This window comes from Duffyella sp. Ts4, from assembly GCF_051851875.1.
Classification (GTDB): domain Bacteria; phylum Pseudomonadota; class Gammaproteobacteria; order Enterobacterales; family Enterobacteriaceae; genus Duffyella; species Duffyella gerundensis.
This window is the reverse complement of sequence record NZ_JBLYPN010000003.1, coordinates 30,866-48,088: the sequence shown is the minus strand read 5'-3', so window position 1 is coordinate 48,088 and position 17,223 is coordinate 30,866. Positions and strand designations below refer to the sequence as shown.

The 17,223-nt window shown below is 56.3% G+C and carries 18 protein-coding genes; 10 read left to right on the top strand and 8 right to left on the bottom strand.

Annotation, left to right across the window (positions count from 1 at the left end; translation table 11 throughout):
• Positions 1 to 71: 71 nt before the first annotated feature.
• The 6 genes from ACJY2L_RS05640 to ACJY2L_RS05615 form a co-directional block, all read right to left on the bottom strand.
• A complete protein-coding gene (locus tag ACJY2L_RS05640) occupies positions 72 to 455 on the bottom strand; it encodes a tellurium resistance protein TerW (protein WP_231938743.1) in 384 nt (127 codons plus the stop codon).
• Positions 456 to 552: 97 nt separating this feature from the next.
• Positions 553 to 1,494, bottom strand: a complete 942-nt coding sequence (locus tag ACJY2L_RS05635) for an HpcH/HpaI aldolase/citrate lyase family protein (protein ID WP_439213151.1) — start codon at positions 1,492 to 1,494, stop codon at positions 553 to 555.
• Entirely contained in the window at positions 1,494 to 2,579 is a 1,086-nt protein-coding gene (locus ACJY2L_RS05630) for a cysteine protease StiP family protein (protein WP_439213150.1), read from the bottom strand. Before ACJY2L_RS05630 ends, ACJY2L_RS05635 begins: the two co-directional genes overlap by 1 nt.
• Complete coding sequence (locus ACJY2L_RS05625; protein WP_439213149.1) at positions 2,569 to 3,366, bottom strand: hypothetical protein; 798 nt, start codon at positions 3,364 to 3,366, stop codon at positions 2,569 to 2,571. Before ACJY2L_RS05625 ends, ACJY2L_RS05630 begins: the two co-directional genes overlap by 11 nt.
• Positions 3,359 to 4,492: a phosphoribosyltransferase domain-containing protein gene (locus ACJY2L_RS05620; RefSeq protein ID WP_439213148.1), complete on the bottom strand. Its 1,134-nt coding sequence runs from the start codon at positions 4,490 to 4,492 to the stop codon at positions 3,359 to 3,361. The genes ACJY2L_RS05625 and ACJY2L_RS05620 overlap by 8 nt, the downstream gene beginning before the upstream one ends.
• A 9-nt stretch (positions 4,493 to 4,501) precedes the next feature.
• Entirely contained in the window at positions 4,502 to 5,593 is a 1,092-nt protein-coding gene (locus ACJY2L_RS05615) for an ATP-grasp domain-containing protein (protein WP_439213147.1), read from the bottom strand.
• Between the two features lie 308 nt (positions 5,594 to 5,901).
• Between ACJY2L_RS05615 and ACJY2L_RS05610 the strand changes: the two genes are divergently transcribed.
• The 8 genes from ACJY2L_RS05610 (at position 5,902) to tspO (ending at position 12,449) form a co-directional block, all read left to right on the top strand.
• A complete protein-coding gene (locus tag ACJY2L_RS05610; protein WP_067436952.1) occupies positions 5,902 to 6,489 on the top strand; it encodes a TerD family protein in 588 nt (195 codons plus the stop codon).
• A complete protein-coding gene (locus tag ACJY2L_RS05605) occupies positions 6,486 to 7,667 on the top strand; it encodes a TerD family protein (RefSeq protein ID WP_439213146.1) in 1,182 nt (393 codons plus the stop codon). The genes ACJY2L_RS05610 and ACJY2L_RS05605 overlap by 4 nt, the downstream gene beginning before the upstream one ends.
• Positions 7,668 to 7,685: 18 nt before the next feature.
• Positions 7,686 to 8,141, top strand: a complete 456-nt coding sequence (locus tag ACJY2L_RS05600) for a tellurite resistance TerB family protein (protein WP_067436957.1) — start codon at positions 7,686 to 7,688, stop codon at positions 8,139 to 8,141.
• Positions 8,142 to 8,176: 35 nt separating this feature from the next.
• Entirely contained in the window at positions 8,177 to 9,220 is a 1,044-nt protein-coding gene (locus tag ACJY2L_RS05595; protein ID WP_067435608.1) for a TerC/Alx family metal homeostasis membrane protein, read from the top strand.
• A 58-nt stretch (positions 9,221 to 9,278) separates the two neighbouring features.
• Positions 9,279 to 9,857 (top strand): TerD family protein, encoded by a 579-nt coding sequence (locus ACJY2L_RS05590; protein ID WP_067435611.1) that lies wholly within the window; start codon positions 9,279 to 9,281, stop codon positions 9,855 to 9,857.
• A 76-nt stretch (positions 9,858 to 9,933) separates the two neighbouring features.
• Complete coding sequence (locus tag ACJY2L_RS05585; protein WP_067435614.1) at positions 9,934 to 10,509, top strand: TerD family protein; 576 nt, start codon at positions 9,934 to 9,936, stop codon at positions 10,507 to 10,509.
• Between the two features lie 87 nt (positions 10,510 to 10,596).
• Positions 10,597 to 11,853 carry a vWA domain-containing protein gene (locus tag ACJY2L_RS05580; protein ID WP_439213145.1) on the top strand — a complete coding sequence of 419 codons (1,257 nt, stop codon included), beginning with the start codon at positions 10,597 to 10,599 and terminating at the stop codon, positions 11,851 to 11,853.
• 152 nt (positions 11,854 to 12,005) lie between these two features.
• Positions 12,006 to 12,449 (top strand): tryptophan-rich sensory protein TspO, encoded by a 444-nt coding sequence (gene tspO, locus ACJY2L_RS05575; RefSeq protein ID WP_067435620.1) that lies wholly within the window; start codon positions 12,006 to 12,008, stop codon positions 12,447 to 12,449.
• Between the two features lie 71 nt (positions 12,450 to 12,520).
• Here the strand turns inward: tspO and ACJY2L_RS05570 are convergent, their stop codons facing one another.
• Positions 12,521 to 13,507: an aldo/keto reductase gene (locus ACJY2L_RS05570; RefSeq protein WP_439213144.1), complete on the bottom strand. Its 987-nt coding sequence runs from the start codon at positions 13,505 to 13,507 to the stop codon at positions 12,521 to 12,523.
• A 93-nt stretch (positions 13,508 to 13,600) separates the two neighbouring features.
• Between ACJY2L_RS05570 and ACJY2L_RS05565 the strand changes: the two genes are divergently transcribed.
• Positions 13,601 to 14,572 carry a LysR family transcriptional regulator gene (locus ACJY2L_RS05565; RefSeq protein WP_439213143.1) on the top strand — a complete coding sequence of 324 codons (972 nt, stop codon included), beginning with the start codon at positions 13,601 to 13,603 and terminating at the stop codon, positions 14,570 to 14,572.
• A 15-nt stretch (positions 14,573 to 14,587) separates the two neighbouring features.
• On the opposite strand, the gene ACJY2L_RS05560 is transcribed toward ACJY2L_RS05565, so the two are convergent.
• On the bottom strand, positions 14,588 to 15,478 hold the full coding sequence (locus tag ACJY2L_RS05560) for a dihydrodipicolinate synthase family protein (RefSeq protein ID WP_439213142.1): 891 nt from the start codon (positions 15,476 to 15,478) through the stop codon (positions 14,588 to 14,590).
• A 352-nt stretch (positions 15,479 to 15,830) separates the two neighbouring features.
• Between ACJY2L_RS05560 and ACJY2L_RS05555 the strand changes: the two genes are divergently transcribed.
• Complete coding sequence (locus ACJY2L_RS05555; RefSeq protein ID WP_439213141.1) at positions 15,831 to 17,033, top strand: phospholipase D-like domain-containing protein; 1,203 nt, start codon at positions 15,831 to 15,833, stop codon at positions 17,031 to 17,033.
• The last annotated feature ends 190 nt before the right edge of the window (positions 17,034 to 17,223 follow it).

Below are 17,223 nucleotides of genomic sequence, written 5' to 3'. Positions count from 1 at the left end.
CGTTAATGGGGTTTTGCCGCAGCGAACCCGCGAGCAGAGGGTAAAAGCGCGCGCGGGGGCGGAATGAGCAGTTATTTATCCGCTTTGCCGCTCAGGTATTCATCAACCAGCCATTCCACCACCTGACTACGGTTTAACCCGCTGCGATGGGCATAACGTTCAATTTTGCGAATCACCGAAAAGCGCAGCGACAGCGAAACCGGTTTTTTGCCCTCTTTCGCCAGGATTACGCCGCCGCTCTGGCCGCTGGGGGCGTTTTGCTCATGTACGGCCAGCGCTTCGCGCATATGGCGCACCAGCTTCGGCGTCAGCGCGCCTGCGGCAACCAGCTGATAGCGCGCGGTGGTTTTATGAAAGCGAATTTCGGCCTGAAACTCTTCCCGCACGTCGCGTAAATCGCGGTTAAACGTCGGTTCTGAACAATCCAGCTCGTGAAATAGCGTCTCCTTGCTCACGGGCTTTCCCGTACTCAGCAAAACGATAAGTTTGTATTGTCTGTACTGTTTTGCGCTCAAAGACATAACACACCCTGTAAAAGGAAAAGACGCGGCATTACTGGCGCGATGCAAAAATAACGTTTTCGAACTGCTTGGCGATGCCGCAATATTTTGAGCGCTCGAGCACCGCGGAGGCCCAGCTGCGGTGCGTTGCCGGTTCGCACATGGCGCCCTGTGATTTAAACACCGCCTGGGTGGAGTTGAGAATGCGCAGGGCATCCTCATAGTCATCCTTTTCCACCATCAGCGCCCGGTGAATGATCTCCAGATGCGCCGGATGGATCGCGGTTTTGCCGACCAGCCCGTGCGCCATATCCAGCGCCACTTCCTGCGCTAGCAGCTCGGTGTTATCAATCTGCTCGCACACCGGAGCCGTTAGCGAAAAGCCGCGCGAAGCAAAGACCGCTACCAACATTTTGACCACGTAGCCCATCGGTCCGTCATAGAGCGTCAGGTTGCGCGGATGGCGCAGGGCGATCACGCTCATCAAATCGTTGCCGCCGATGCGCAGGGCGATAATGCGCTCCCGGCAGGGATGCTGCTCCAGCGCTTCCGCCAGCGCGGTCATCTGCACGACGTCATAGACATCGCGCGTTTCCAGCGTTGGCATCATCGCCAGGTGCGTGCCGCCGACGATATTCCACCAGGCCGGTAAATTCTCGCGGGTAAACTTAGGCAAAACGAAACCGTCAACGCCTTCCAGCACGTAGTGCGCCACCAGCTCACGCGCCATCGCCTCATTGCGCGGGCGAATAAACACCAGCGGGCGGGCGGCGGCGTCTGTAGCCGGTGAGGCCTGAATCAGTTCCGCCAGCAGATGATGCAGATTGCTCATCGCCAGCCCGACATCCTCTTCGCTGACCGCGTCTTCCAGACAAACCACCAGCGAGCGCAGCTCCGGGATTTTTCCGTGCAGAATAATTTCCGCGAGATCGTCACGGGTTGCGGGCATATAGAGCGTCGCGCCCAGCATGAAAGGAGAAAGTGTTTTTTTCATCACGCCACCTTTTTGATTATGGTCACCGCGCGGTAACGGCCTAGCAGATCGCCTACTTCGAGAATGGCGATGCCTTTTTTCTCTGCCAGATAAACCAGCAGCGCAACGTCAGGATCGCTTTTGCTGCGCACCAGCACATGCTCCGGCACGCGGCGCAGCACCGCACGTGTCGCTTCGGCGATGCCCGGCTTAATGCGATTAACGCTGTCGATGTGAAAACGGCTGGCCAGCGTGCTGACCACCTGAATGCTGAGGCTGCGCTGTCCATCCTGCTGGGTGGAGAGCGGGGTAATTGCAGGCAGCGAGGCCACAGCCAGCGCGCGGCGAAAGCGATCGACGGTGTCAACCAGCATCAGGCTGCAATCAAACTCACCCAAATGCGCACAGTGCACGCAGCCGTGAAAACCGCTTTCCGTCCAGACAGAACGTGAAACCATGCCGGATACCGGCGCGCCCATGATGCCAAACGGAATCAGCCAGTCGTCGTCCGATGCCGCCAGCCAGGCGCAGCCCGCCGGATCGGCAAGCACCACCAGCCGCGGTGCCGCGGGATAGCCTGCGCGATCTTTCAGGCTGGCAATCAGTTGGCCAGTAATTGCGCCTTTACCGGTCCAGCCATCGACAAAGACGATGCCAGCGGTGCCGTGACGCGCTTCAATCAGATCCAGCGCGGCGCTGTCGATGCCGCGATCGCGAATAATACTGATGCCGTAGTGATGCGCTTCGCGGCCCATGTCAGACAACGCGCGCTGCAGCATCACGCCCAGCGGCACGCCTGCCCGCACCAGGCTGACCAGCACCACCGGCGTATCGCCAAACTGTTCGACTAACGCATTGGCCAGCACCTGTACTTCACGTGCCAGGCGATCGGCACCGCTGTCCAGCGCTTTGCCGAACAGTTCAAGATGTTGGGCACTGGGCGGCGGTTCCTGGCTGAGCATATCGGAGTAGTGTTTCGCGCCGCTCTGGATAAGCTTCTCCTTCTCATCCACCGGCGTCATTTCCAGCACCATCGGCGTCAACAGAAAATCGACGTCACCAGGCAGATAGGCGCCGTGGAACGGTTCGCGCTCATTATTTTTCATGCCGATCCCCCGTAAAAAGCTGACGATCGATCGCCGCCGCGAACTGGCTGCGCGCGGGCATGCCGAACCAGTGGCAATGCTGCATGAAACTGTGATCGCTCAGGCTGTCGCCCAATCCCATCACCGGAAACGCACCGCGCTCGTTGCGCAATTTTGCCAGCAGCCATTGCACCGCTAATCCTTTCTGAATGCAGTGCGGGATCCAGGCAACGTTGTTGCCGTTTTGATGAATATAGAAGTCAGTGGTATCGAGTTCCGCCATCATGCGTTGGTTGAACGCATAGAGTTCCTCAATGCGGGTACTGTCGCGATGCTTCATCACAAAGTAGATCGGCGTGCCGCCATATTCGACGTTCATGCGGCACCAGGCGTTGAGTCCTTCCGTGTCCAGCCGATCGCTCAACAGCTGGCGATAACTTACCAGTCGTTCGTGCAGCTGGCCGAGCGCGGTTAACACGATATCCTGCCACTCCGGGTCGATGGTGCCGTCCGGGCGTGCAATCACCGCGCCGTGCGTCATGACCTTCCACGAGGTAAACGGAATTGCCACGCGGGCGGTCTCTTCGGTACCGCGCGCGGTAACCGGAATCAACTCGGCGGTGGCGAGCAGCCAGTCCACCATCATCGCCTGTTCGGCAGACATGAAACTGCGTGGTTGCAGTTCGCGGTCGTAAGCGCCGACACGCACCGGCTCCTGATGCGTTTCATCGCGCATTTTACGCAGCGTCTGGAACAGCGTGTCGTCGAGGTCACATAACGCAACCGGCAGGGCGGGCAGATTATGCATAGCTCACCACCTCAACGCGCGGGGCTACGTTAGCCAACTCGCGGAGCAGCGTCGGACAGACGGAATCGATCGGCGTTTCCACGCAGACAATCACCCGATCAAACCGCTGATGCGCGACGTTATACACAAAGTTTGGCATGCCAAGACCGTAATTATCGGTAAACGTGATCGCTGAGGCGATCGCCATACCCTGCGCGATAGGTGAACGCGTTAGCGAACCAAAACGCACGTCGGCCTGCGCTTGTTCCAGACGCTCGGCGAGCAGAAACGGCTGCCAGACGAACTCACCGGAACCCAGCACTAAAATTTTCTCGCCGCGTTCAGTCGTGAGCGCCGCGCCCAGCGCTGCCTGACTTTCCAGCATGCCGAGGCGCCCCCAATCCTGGCGGCGGGAAATTGGCACGGCGCCGCGCGCGGTAACGTTAACCGCAGGCATCTCCGGTAATGGCGCATCGGGCCGGGGCGCCCATTGCCAGCCGCCTTTTACCAGCGCCACCCCCTCTACCGGCAGCGCACAGCGTGTGGTCAGGCTATCCTGACTCCAGTCGGTCAGCGTGACGGTCACGACTTTACTCAACCGATCGAGCCCCGCCGCCTGTAACGCCTGCAGCAGGTTATAAAAGGTATTGCCGGTCGTGGCTTCATCATCAATCAGCACCAGCGTACGCGCCTGCAGCATGCGCTCACGCAGTTGTGGATCCTGAGGCTTGTAGATCAGATGATCGGTGGCGTGGCTGTGGTTCTCTTTGAATTCACACAGCAGTTCGCCGTCAACCGGATGGCGTGTGCTGGTCAACAGCACCGGCGCGTCAAGGGTTTTACTGGCTTCGCGAAAGACGCCCGCCGCCAGGCCAACCGCGGTTTCAGCCATGCCGATAAACAGCACTGGCCCAGGCAGATCGGCGGGTATTTTTGCCGCCAGCTCCCTGTAGCGCTGCTGCATCAGATGCGGCGCCACCGGAATATGTCGGCCCAGCACCTTGCTGACAAACAGAAAGGCGCGCTTGGGGTTTCGACGCTCGGCGATATCAAACAAGCTTTCCAGTTCGATATCGCTGTCGGTGGTAACGGTCAGGGTGCCGGTCGCCAATTCACGGCGATAAATGTGTGATGCTTGCAGTGTCATTGTTATGCCTTATTTCTGCGTGGAAACGTCATCGAGCGCACTGAGGCCAGAAACCGGCAGCGGTTTTACGCCGTGAGTGGAAATGACTTTCAGAGGGGAAAAATTTGCCAGATGCGCCGCAGTGTCATCGTCGTTGATGAGCCCAAGCTGACGCAGGGCAAACAGGCCGGCCAGATTGATGCCGCTGTGCAAAGTATAGCCAATTCCGCCCGAGGGACGCAGGTTCGCTTCCAGCAGCACCGGCTCGCCGTGATGATCGTTGCGGGTCTGCACGTTAATCAGACCATCTGCGCCCAGCGCCTCGGCACAGGCCACGGCCAGTTGATAAGCAGGGCCCTGATTTTCCAGCGATTGCACAGAGCCATTTTTACTGCGCGCCACCGCGGCGATCACCCGGCCCTGTTCCACCAGCATATCGACCGAATGTTCCGGGCCAGGCAGAAAAGGCATGACAATTTGCGGCGGCAGCGTTTCGCCTGCGGTTTCAGCACCGGTTAGCGCCGTGAGGAAAATGTCCGGATGAATGATGCGCGCATCAGGATTGTTCAGCGCCTGCAGCTGGCTGGCGGAGCGCTTGAGGATCCAGAAACCCATGCCATAAATGCCGGTGACCGGCTTGATGCAGGGCAGCTGTTGCGCTGCTTCCAGCTGAGCGATGGCATCGGATACTTCTGCTGGACGGCTCGCCTGCACCGACGGCACCGACGCAAAGCCGCGTGCCGCCATCTCTTCGCTGAAGCGCGCTTTGTTATCTGCCAGCTCAAAGGTATCCAGGCTGTAGGCACCGGTTGAGAGCCGGACGCCCAGCGCTTCAATTGGTGCGCGCATCTTCTCCAGCAGCATGCCGCGTTTTCCGGCGTGGATCGCCTTAACCTGATGCTTTTCGATGACTCGCTTCATAAATGCGAGCAGCTCGTCGCTTTTTGCAGGCTCAAGGTAGGCATAATCCGCTTCAGAGAGAATTTCAGGCCGGTCTGTGCGGTGCGAAGCAATAATGCGGAATGCGTGATCGCCTGCAGCACGAATCTGCTGCACGGCGGTGAGAATATCCTTTTGTGAGGAGACGCCCTCCATAAACCAAATTGCGGGCTGACAGACCATGCGCTAAAAATCCTTAAGTGAGAAGTCGTTATCTATCGGACTGGAGTGTAAGCACAAGCTGAGGATTATTCAATCATATTATGATAACAAAGGTTGAAATTCGCTCTGAGGAATGCTATTTCAGATAAAGCCGTTTTTAAATGACAAGTTCCGAAGTAAATTCGCTTTAAAAGCAATATTTTAAATTCTTTACATTATCATACGATGATTGTGACTACGCAGTCTGTTAACCTCATGTTATGATTTAAATGGTTTCAAATTAATCGACGTTTTCTACGGCGCTTATAACCTGTCAGTAAGGAGATATGATGGTATCGTTAACGAAGAATCAGACGGTTTCGCTGGCTAAACAGAGCAGCGCGCTTTCACACATTCAGTTCGGCCTGGGCTGGGATCCGATCAAGAAAAAGGGATTTCTTGGCGGGCTTTTCGGTGGCGGCAGCGACAGCATCGATCTGGATGCCAGCTGCGTTATGCTCGACAGCGCCGGCAATGTCATCGACACCGTCTGGTTCCGCCAGCTGCGGTCAAAAGATGGCTCGGTACAGCACAGCGGCGACAACTTAACCGGCGAAGGCGATGGCGATGATGAAAACATCAAGGCCGATCTCAGCCGCCTGCCAGCCAACGTTGAATATCTGGTGCTGACGGTCAACAGCTTCCGCGGACAGAGTTTTAACGAAGTGGATAACGCTTTTTGCCGCGTGGTTGATCAGCAGGGCAAAGAGTTGGCACGCTATAAACTCACCGAGCAGGGCAACCACACTGCGGTCGTTATCGCGTCACTGCGCCGCAGCGGCGGTGAGTGGAACTTTACCGCGCACGGCCTCGCCTCACGTGGCAAGACCATCGAGGAGATGCTGGCAGACATCACTTCCGCCGTGGTGCGCTCATGAACCTGACGCCTGGGGGCAATGCCCCGATTCCAACGCAGTCGCTGATTATTCGTGTATCAGCAGGCGCGCCGGTTGATGCCTCGTCATTTCGTCTTTACGACAATGGCAAAGTGCGCGGCGACAGCGACATGGTGTTCTACGGCCAGCGCGAAAACGACGACAGAACCATTCGCTATTCCGCCAGCGGCAACGAAACGATGTTTACCGTCAACCTGCCGCAGCTGAAGCAGGACGTACAGAAAGTGGCATTTACCGCCACCTGCGACGCCGGTAAAACTATTGGCGGCCTCGGCACGCTGACCATTCAGGTTGAAGCGGGCGGCACCATGCTGCTGAGCTGTCCACTTGAGGTTAACGGAAGGCAGGAAGCGGCGCTGATCCTCGGTGAAATTTACCGCCGTCACGATGAGTGGAAATTCCGCTTTGTGGCGCAGGGTTTCAACGGTGGATTGCAGCCGCTGGCTGAGCATCTCGGCATCGATATCGCCGACGATCCAACACCAGCGCCCGCTGCGGCACAAGCCGCACCGGCTCCGGCTCCGGCAGCAGAGAAAAAAGTTAACCTCTCCAAGGTCTCGCTGACCAAAGAGAAACCGGCGATTAGCCTGCAGAAAAAAGAGGATTACGGCCAGATTCGCGTAAACCTCAACTGGAATAAAGCGCAGGCACCGGCCAAAACCAAAGGCTTTTTAGGCGGCGTGTTTGGCGGTGGCAACAAAGGCATTGACCTCGATCTTGCCGCTTACGTTGAGCTGAATAACGGCCAGCGCACCATTGTGCAGGCGCTGGGCAGCCATTTCGGCAGCATGAACAGTGAGCCTTTCGTCGAGTTGCAGGGCGATGACCGCACCGGCGCGAAAAGTGACGGCGAATGGCTGCACATTAACGGTCGCCAGTGGAAAGATATCCGTGAAGTGTTGATCTTCGCTTTTATCTATCAGGGCGCACCAAGCTGGGAAAATACCGACGGCGTGGTAACCATTAACATGCCGGATCAGCCGCCAATCGAAACCTTCCTGACGGAAGGCAACAATCGCCAGAACATGTGCGCCATTGCGCGGCTGGTGAACGATGCCGGTTCGATTCGCGTGGAACGCATTAACCGTTATTTCAGTGGCCATAAAGAGCTGGACGAAGCATTCGGCTGGGGCTTTAACTGGAAAGCCGGTTCAAAATAATCAAAAGAGGGCAGGAAAATGGGATTTTTTGACAAGCTTAAAGATGGTCTGAACAGCGGTCGTGCCGAACTGACTAAACAGGTTGGCCGTTACAAAAACAAAACCTTTCTCGAAGGCACGGTCGCAGTTTGCGCGCGTATCGCCGTCGCCAGCGATGGCGTCAGCGCCGAAGAGAAACAAAAAATGATCGGCTTTCTGCGCGCGTCGCCGGAGCTGAGCGTATTTGACACCAATGAGGTCATCGCACTGTTTGAAAAAATAGTTCGCTCGTACGATTTCGATCATGAGATCGGTAAAGGCGAAACGATGAAGTACATTTTGGCGTTGAAAAGCAAGCCGGAGCAGGCGCAGTTGGCCGTTCGTGTTGGTATCGCCGTCGCCAAAAGTGATGGCAATTTTGACGATCAGGAAAAGGCCAACGCGCGTGAAATTATCGCCGCGCTGGGCTTTCAGGATCAGGAATTTGGTCTCTGACCGCATTACTTTTTTAATACCCTGGAGCTTAACACATGCAATCCACTCACATCGGCTTCCCGATTGAGACTGTCGCAGTTTTCATACTGCTGTCGGTCGGCGCCATTTTTATTGACCTGTTCATGCACCGTCATGACAAGCCAATTACCCTGAAAAGCGCCGCCTTATGGTCCGTTTTCTGGATCCTGATGGCGTTCGTTTTCGCCGGCTTCCTGTATGTTCATCATGGCGCTGAAGTCGCCAGCCTGTTCGTTACCGGTTATGCGCTGGAAAAAGTGCTGTCGGTCGACAACCTGTTCGTCATGATGGCGATCTTCTCGTGGTTTGCTATCCCGGACCGCTTCCGTCACCGCGTGCTGTACTGGGGCATCATCGGCGCTATCGTGTTCCGCGGCATCTTCGTGGCAATCGGTACCAGCCTGCTGTCACTGGGCCCGTGGGTGGAAGTGGTCTTCGCGATTATCGTTGGCTGGACCGCGATAATGATGCTGAAAGGCGGCGGCGATGATGATGAAATTGAAGATTATTCACAACATCTTGCCTATCGTATGGTCAAACGCTTTTATCCAATCTGGCCAAAACTTAAAGGCAGCGCCTTTGTCATCAGCCAGAAAGAAGTGGATGAAGAACTGGCAAAACCAGAGAATGCCGACGTTAAAATCGGCCGCGTAGGCAAAGCAGCACGTTATGCCACGCCAATGCTGCTCTGTCTGGCTGTGGTTGAACTTTCAGATGTTATGTTTGCCTTCGACTCTGTTCCGGCGGTGATCGCCGTGAGTCGTGAACCGCTGATCGTTTATAGCGCCATGATGTTTGCCATCCTTGGCCTGCGTACCCTGTACTTTGTACTGGAAGCGCTGAAGCAGTATCTGGTTCACCTGGAAAAAGCCGTTATCGTGCTGCTGTTCTTTATTGCCGTTAAGCTGGGCCTGAATGCCACTGACCACTTCTTCCATCACGGTTATGGCATTACTGCCACCCAAAGTCTGTTAGTGGTGATTGGTGTGCTGGCGCTGGGTATCATTGCCAGCCTGCTGTTCCCGGGCAAAGCTGAACCGAAAGAAGATTTGCACGATTAAATATGATTAACATGAACGATTACGCACTGTGGCGTAACCACTAATTGAGGAAAATAACATGGCAGTAACTCTCTCCAAAGGCGGTAACGTTTCACTCGCTAAAGCGGACCCGACGCTGGTAAAAGTTCGCCTTGGCCTTGGCTGGGATACGCGTTCAACCGACGGCCAGGACTTTGACCTTGATGCGTCAGCTTTTCTGCTGACCGACGCGGGCAAAGTTCGCGGCGATGCCGATTTCATTTTCTACAACAACCTGCGCTCTTCTGACGGCTCGGTCACCCATACCGGTGACAACCGTACCGGCGAAGGCGACGGTGATGATGAATCACTGGTGGTGGAACTGAACAAGGTACCGGCGGAAGTCGCGAAAATCGTTTTTGTCGTCACCATTCATGATGCGCAGACGCGCCGTCAAAGTTTTGGTCAGGTTGCCAACGCGTTTATTCGCCTGGTCAACGATGACACCAACAACGAAGTGGCGCGTTACGATCTGTCAGAAGATGCCAGCACCGAGACGGCGATGCTGTTTGCCGAGCTCTATCGTCACAACGGCGAATGGAAATTCCGCGCCGTGGGTCAGGGTTATGCCGGTGGACTCGCGTCGGTCTGTGCGCAGTACGGTATCAACGCATCGTAATAATTGAATTTGCAGTAAAACATTGCCCGCGAAAGCACGCTTTCCGGGCATCACACAAGCAAAGAGGAATGACACCATGGCTGTATCTTTAACCAAAGGCGGTAACGTAAGTCTGACCAAAGAAGCACCGGGCCTGAGCAAAATCGTTGCCGGACTGGGCTGGGACTCACGCGTGACCGACGGTTCTGCATTTGACCTCGACGCCTCGGTATTTCTGGTCGGTGATGATGGCAAAGTGCTGTCTGACCAACATTTTGTCTTTTTCAACAACGCCAAAAGCCCGGATGGTTCCGTGGTGCATCAGGGCGATAACCGCACCGGTGAAGGCGATGGCGACGATGAGCAGGTGAAATTCGACCTGAACGCCGTTCCGGCTGAGATCAAAAAAGCGGTGTTCGCCGTGACCATCTATGATGCTGAAACCCGTAAGCAGAACTTCGGCATGGTCTCCAACGCCTATATCCGCATCGTCAACGAAGATAACAGCACCGAAATCGCGCGCTACGATCTCTCCGAAGATGCCAGCACCGAAACCGCGATGGTGTTCGGTGAGCTTTATCGTCACAACAACGAGTGGAAGTTCAAGGCCGTGGGCCAGGGCTTCGCCGGCGGCCTGAGTGCGCTGGCTAAACAGCACGGCGTGTCCGTATAACGCATAACGCTGCTGAGCCCTGTCCCCGGACAGGGCTTTTTTTTACCCTCAATCTGCCTGAACAGGCCATATTGCAGAGGATGTCTTATGGAATTGACCTCCGGTCAGAATACCGTACTGGCCACCCGCCAGCTTGAAGTGCAGCTGACTTACGCCTTTCATCCCCATTTCACCAGCGACCTCGACGCCTCCGCTTTTCTGCTCAACGGCGACGAAAAGGTGCTGTCCGATGAGTCGATGATTTTCTATAACCAGCCACGCAACGCTAACGGATCCGTGGTGCTGGAAACTGAGCCAGGCCATGTACGACTGCGGCTCGATCTCGATCGCCTGGCGGAAAACGTCAGCAAGGTGGCGCTGACGCTGGTGATTGACGGCAAAGACAACATCAGCGGACTCAGCGCCCTGGCGTTACAGGCTGATGGTCATCGCTATGAGGTGCCGCTGGCGGATCGCAGCGAAAAAGCGCTGATGGTAGCGCAGATTTATCGCCATCAGGGCGGCTGGAAAATACGCGCGCTCGGTCAGGGGTTTAACGGCGGCCTGCAGCCGCTGGCACAGCATTATGGTGTGGATATCGCCGCGCCGGAAACCGTGCCTGTGCCACCCGCGGCACCCGTTACCACCACGGTGAGCCTTGAGAAAAAACTGGCGAAGGTACCTGCACTGGTCAGTCTGGCAAAGCCCATCCGCGTCAGTCTGGAAAAGCACCGGCTGCACGATGTGAAAGCGCGTGTCGCGTTTGTGCTTGATGCCTCCGGCTCAATGACTAGCCAGTTTAAAAGCGGCAATGTGCAGAAAGTGCTGGAGCGCGTGGCGGCGCTGGCGGTGCAGTTTGATGATGATGGCGCGCTGGAACTCTGGGCGTTTGGCACCGAATTCAAAAAGTATGAAGACGTCACGCTGGATAACCTCGATGGCTATGTCGAACGGCTGCGCACCACCGGTAAACGCAGCATGTGGGAAATCATTCCCGGCCTCGGCGGCACTAACAACGAGCCGCCGGTGATGCAGGATATTATTGCCACCTTCAGCGACAGCACGCAGCCCGCCTTTGTGGTGTTTATCACCGACGGCGGCATCAACAAAACCCGCGAGATAAAAAATGCCATTCGCGAATCGGCCCAGCTGCCGATTTTCTGGAAGTATATGGGGCTGGGCGGCAGCAATTACGGCATTTTGGAAAAGCTGGATAACTTCACCGATCGGCTGGTGGACAATACCCACTTTTTTCCGGTGGATGACTACAAACGCATTAGCGACGAGCGCCTTTACGACCTGCTGCTGACCGAATTTCGTGAATGGCTGGACGAGGCGCGGCGGAAAAAAATTCTGCGCGACTAAGCCACCTGACGCCCGTCTGCCGCGTCATCACACGCGGCCAGCCGAAAACCACAGCGTTGATTGGGTTGCCATAAGCGGAAGCCGCGTTATCCTCTTTAGCAACCAACCTGGCTTTTTACTTATCTCCAGCTGATGTCAGCTAAGGACGGACGATGACTTTCCTGATTTTTCTTGTGGCCTGCGGCGCGGCGGCCAGCACCGGCATGCTGTTTAAACCTGGCGAATGGTATGACGGCCTTAAAAAGCCCTGGTTCACGCCGCCAAAGTGGCTCTTTCCGGTCGCCTGGTCAATTATCTATCTGCTGCTCGCCTGGGCAGGATATCGTCTTACCTTGCTGCCCGGCAGCGAGACGTTGCTGGCGCTGTGGGCGGCACAAATCGCCCTGAACACGCTGTGGACGCCGATCTTTTTTGGTGCGCATCGCATCGTCGCGGGCATGATTATTCTTTCGCTGCTTTGGCTGATCGTCGCCACGATGGTGGTGCTGGCCTTCCAGCTAGACAGCGCAATCGGGCTGATGCTGGTGCCCTATATTGTCTGGCTCACCGTCGCCGCCGCGCTGAATTTCTCGATTCTGCGCCATAACCGCGCCTGAGAGCCGATCGACAAAAAGCCCGCCGAATGGCGGGCTTTTTTATGGAACGCGTTTCGCGTTAAACACTGCGGTTACCAGCGTTGGTGTACCCATGGCGCGATTTTTTGCTGATAAATTGCCTTGATCGCTGCCATGGTCTCGTCGCTGAGCGCGGGAAGATCGCTGGCGCGCGCATTGGCCTGCGCCTGCTCAGGGTTTTTCGCGCCGGGAATCACCACGCTGATGGCATCGGCCATCAGGATCCAGCGCAGCGCAAAGGCCGCCATGGTGGCATCGCCGCTCACATACTGGCGAACGTCTTCAACCGCATCCAGCGCCACATCATAAGGCACGCCAGAGAAGGTTTCGCCTTTATCAAAGGCTTCGCCATTGCGGTTAAACGCACGATGATCGTCAGCCGAAAACGCCGTACTGGCGCTCATTTTTCCGGTCAGCAAGCCCGATGCCAGCGGCACGCGTGCGATAACCGCCACGTTACGGCGACGCGCTTCCTGGAAAAACAGCTCTGCCGGACGCTGACGAAACAGGTTATAGATGATCTGCACCGAGGTGACGTTGGGAAACTCCATCGCCTTCAGCGCTTCTTCAATCTTCTCTACCGACACGCCATAAGCCCGAATTTTACCGGCCGCCTGCATCTCATCCAGCGCGGCAAAAACCTCCGGCTGGTAGTAAACCTCAGTGGGCGGGCAGTGCAATTGCAGCAGATCCAGCGTATCGGTTTGCAGATTCTCCAGAGAGCGATCGACAAAGGCTGTTAAGTTTTCGGCGTTGTAACCTTCGGCCACGTGCGGTGAGAGACGACGTCCCGCCTTGGTCGCCACAAAAGGACGCTCGCCACCGCGTTCGTTCAGCACTTCAGCAATGATTTTTTCCGAGCGGCCATCACCGTAGACATCAGCGGTATCGATAAAGGAGATACCTGCGTCCAGCGCGGCATGCAGGGCGCTTTTGGCATCCTCATGGGAAACTTCACCCCAGGTACCACCAATTGCCCAGGCGCCGAAGCCCACTTCGGAAACGCTGCGTCCCGTGCGGCCAAAAATACGTTGTTTCATGGAGTTATCCTTAATCGTTATGCTGCCCTTATGGCCTATTCGGGCCGATGAATAAGCATAGCGTTTTACCTGCAACCGCGTTGCGTGTTAAAGATGAATGCCATTCATTCCAGCAGTGACTGTTATTTCACTATGAACCGTATCGACTTTGCCGATTTACAGGTGTTCCTCAACGTCGCGCGCTGCCGCAGCTTTAAGCTTGCCGCCATCGAGCTGGGATTAACGCCGTCCGCGGTCAGCCACGCTATTCGTCGGCTGGAGACCCGGCTCGGTGCTCGTTTACTTAACCGGACCAGCCGGGCGGTGTCCGCGACGGCGTTGGGCATCGATCTGGCAGAAAGGCTGGCAGGCGGTTTTGACACCATCGGCGCCGCGCTGGAAACGCTGAATGCACCCGGCAGCGGCCGTTTTGGTGAATTGCGCATCAATGTTTTTTCGGATGCCGCCCATCAGCTGATTGCCCCGATTCTGCCGCTGTTTGCTATGCGCTGCGCCGAGGTCAGATTAACCATCGTCGTGGACGAAAGGCCGGTTGATATTACCGCTGAAGGTTTTGATGCTGGCATGCGCTACGGTCATTTGGTCCCGGAAGATATGATTGCCGTGCCGCTCACCGGCCCGCAGCGCTGGATTGTGGTGGCATCACCGGCTTATCTTCATCAGCACGGCACGCCTGAAACACCCGCGGAGCTGAAGCAGCACACCTGTATTCAGCTGCTGTTGGGCAACAATGCCGGTTTTCGCTGGGAATTCGGCGCTGGTGAGCAGGCATTCAGCATGAGCGTGCCGGGCCTGATCACCATCAAAGATACCGCCACCACCATTACTGCGGCTAAAGCAGGCATCGGGCTGGCCTATGTGCTGGAGTCGCGCGTTGCCAGCGAACTGGCGGAAGGCAGCCTGGTCAGTGTGCTCAATAGCTGGGCTTCACCGGGCGAACCTTTTCATATCTACTACAGCAGCCGCCGCTATGTGCATCCTGCGTTGCGCGAGTTTATTAACATCGTGCGCCAACACAACGGGTTGCAGCCGTTACCTGCGCTCAACAACCCGACTGAATCATGATGTGACGCTGTCACATTATGCCAGCGCCAGTTGGGTAATAACCTGATCAATTTCGTTGCGAGCCTGCCTGTCTGGCAACGCCAGCGGCAGCGGCAGGCAATTCTCCTGCACCAGATTCAGCGCTACCGCCGCGCTGGCTACCACGCGCAGGCTGCCATATTTACCAAACAGCCGCCACAGCGGGTCCAGCGCCTGGTTACTCGTCAGAGCACGCTCCCGCTGGCCGTTTAACGCCTGCGTGGTCAGCGTCATCGCCAGCTGCGGGAAGAGGCCGCCGACGACTGAATACCAACTGTCACAGCCAGCCAGCAGCGCAGGGACGGCAAAAGCATCGCCGCTGATGCCTAACAAGATGCGCTCCGGCAGGCTTGCCCGCAGGGCGGCAATGCGGTCAATGCAGCGTTCACGATCGGGATAGCCACCGGCAAGTTTAATCGACTGGATAGCCGGCAGCTCCGCCAGGCGAGCATACAGCGCATCGCTGAAATCAAAATGGGTCACGCCCGGATTTTCATAAACGCAGATCGGCACGGAAACCGCCCGCGATACCGTTTCATACAGTGTGAATACTTCCTCTTCGGTGAGCTTTTGATAGGAGACCGGCGCCAGCAGCAGCGCCTGTGCACCTGCCTGCTGCGCATCGTCGGCGGCGAGCAAAATCTCTCTGGTGCGCAACGCGCCAACGCTGGTCATCACCGGCAGCGTACCGGCGACCTCAACTGCCAGCTTCACCAGGCGGGCGCGCTCTTCGCGCGGCAGATAGGCATAATTGCCGGTTGAACCCAGCACACAGATCGAATCAACCTTTGCGTTAACCAGGCGTTCGATCAGCCCAGAATAAGCACGGTCATCGGTGCCGAACTCATCCATCGGCGTCAGGGGAAATGCACACAGGCCGGTAAACATGCGAGGTTCCTTTTTAGGTTGAGGTTGGGCAGACGCATCGATAATGGCAACAGCGCGCCAGCGCAGGCCACCAGATTATTGTTAACAAAAGAAACCGTCCAATCATTCCAGCCAGCCAGGCTCGCCTCAGCGCGTTGTGGCATGACATACTGCCTTATAATCCCTGACGAACAGAGATGATTTCCCTGGATCTGTTAACCGGTAAACATATGAAATGATGGCTTTCAGGCTGCCCAGCCAGGGTATTACGCTGGCAGGTAGAGCGGGGGAATATCGATGCGTAGCCGCCGTTGTTCAGCGCGGTGTTAAATGAAGCATAAGATGGGTAGTGCGGCCCCAACGGAGCACGGTAATGAATGACTTAACCAGCAGTAGCAGCCAGGCGGGCTTTTCCATTCCCGGCTTTGAGCTAATTTATGATGCGCCACTAGAAACCAGCCTGCAGGCTGATGATCTGCGCAGCAGCGCGGTGGTATGGACAGAGATGTTTGACCAGGCGCAGCAGCAGATTGATATCGCGCAGTTCTACGTCGCCAGTCAGTCCGGGTCACGGCTTGATGAGGTTTTACGCGCGCTGAAAGCCGCGGCAGCGCGCGGCGTGAGAATTCGATTCCTGCTTGAAGAGCAGGGCCTGAAACGCAGCACGGCTGACACGCTGGCCGAGCTACAATCGATAACCGGCCTCAGCTTGCGCACGATTGCTTTTGCGCGTCTGACCGGCGGGATTATGCATGCCAAATACCTGCTGATTGATGGCAAGCGGGCCTTTGTCGGTAGCCAGAATTTTGACTGGCGCGCGCTGGAGCATATTCACGAAACCGGGGTGGTGATTGATGATGCGCTGGTGGTGCAGCAGATTGCGGCGATCTTCAATCACGACTGGGAAATGCAGCCGTTGTTGCAAGCCGGACTGCCGTTGCCGGTCGGCGAGCTTAGGGCTTGTCAGCCAGCAGCGTGCGATCGCGATCATTTTCTTGTCGCCAGCCCGACAGCATGGAATCCGGCGGGCATCGCCGACGCGCAAGTCGTGCTGCCGCAGTTACTTGCCGCGGCCAAATCACACATACACGTGCAGGTGATGGAGTATTCGCCGTTGCTGTTTGGCGCTGGACGTCGCAGAGGCTTCTATCCGCTAATCGATAACGCTTTACGCGCTGCTGCTGCGCGTGGCGTTGAGGTCGCGCTGATGGTGGCGAACTGGAATACCAAACAGCCCGACATCAGCTGGCTGAAAAGCCTGGCGCTGGTGCCCAATGTGCATATCAGGATCGTCACGCTGCCCGATGCCAGCAGTGGATTTATTCCCTTTGCGCGGGTGATTCACAGCAAAATTATGACTATCGATCACCGTCTTGCCTGGGTCGGCACCAGCAACTGGAGCGGCGGCTACCTGGATAACTCGCGCAATCTGGAGTTGGTGATGAACAATGCAACGCTGGCGCAGCGGCTCGACGCGCTCTGGCAGCAGCTATGGCAGAGTGAATATGCCGCACCGTTACAGATTGATTATGACTATCCCACACCGGATCCGGCTGGGCTGAAATCGGCAACCTGAGCATCGGTAGCAGAGAACAAACAGTTTTTACGTTACGGTGTCACGTTTAGGCTGATATAATCATAATCTTTATTTATAGTTGATTAACAGTGACTTACGGGTTTTCCCTTCAGGCAATACGCCGTCTCAGGCTATGATGATTGCTGTTACAGAGAAATGATGAGTTCTCAAGCTTGTATAAAAAATGGGG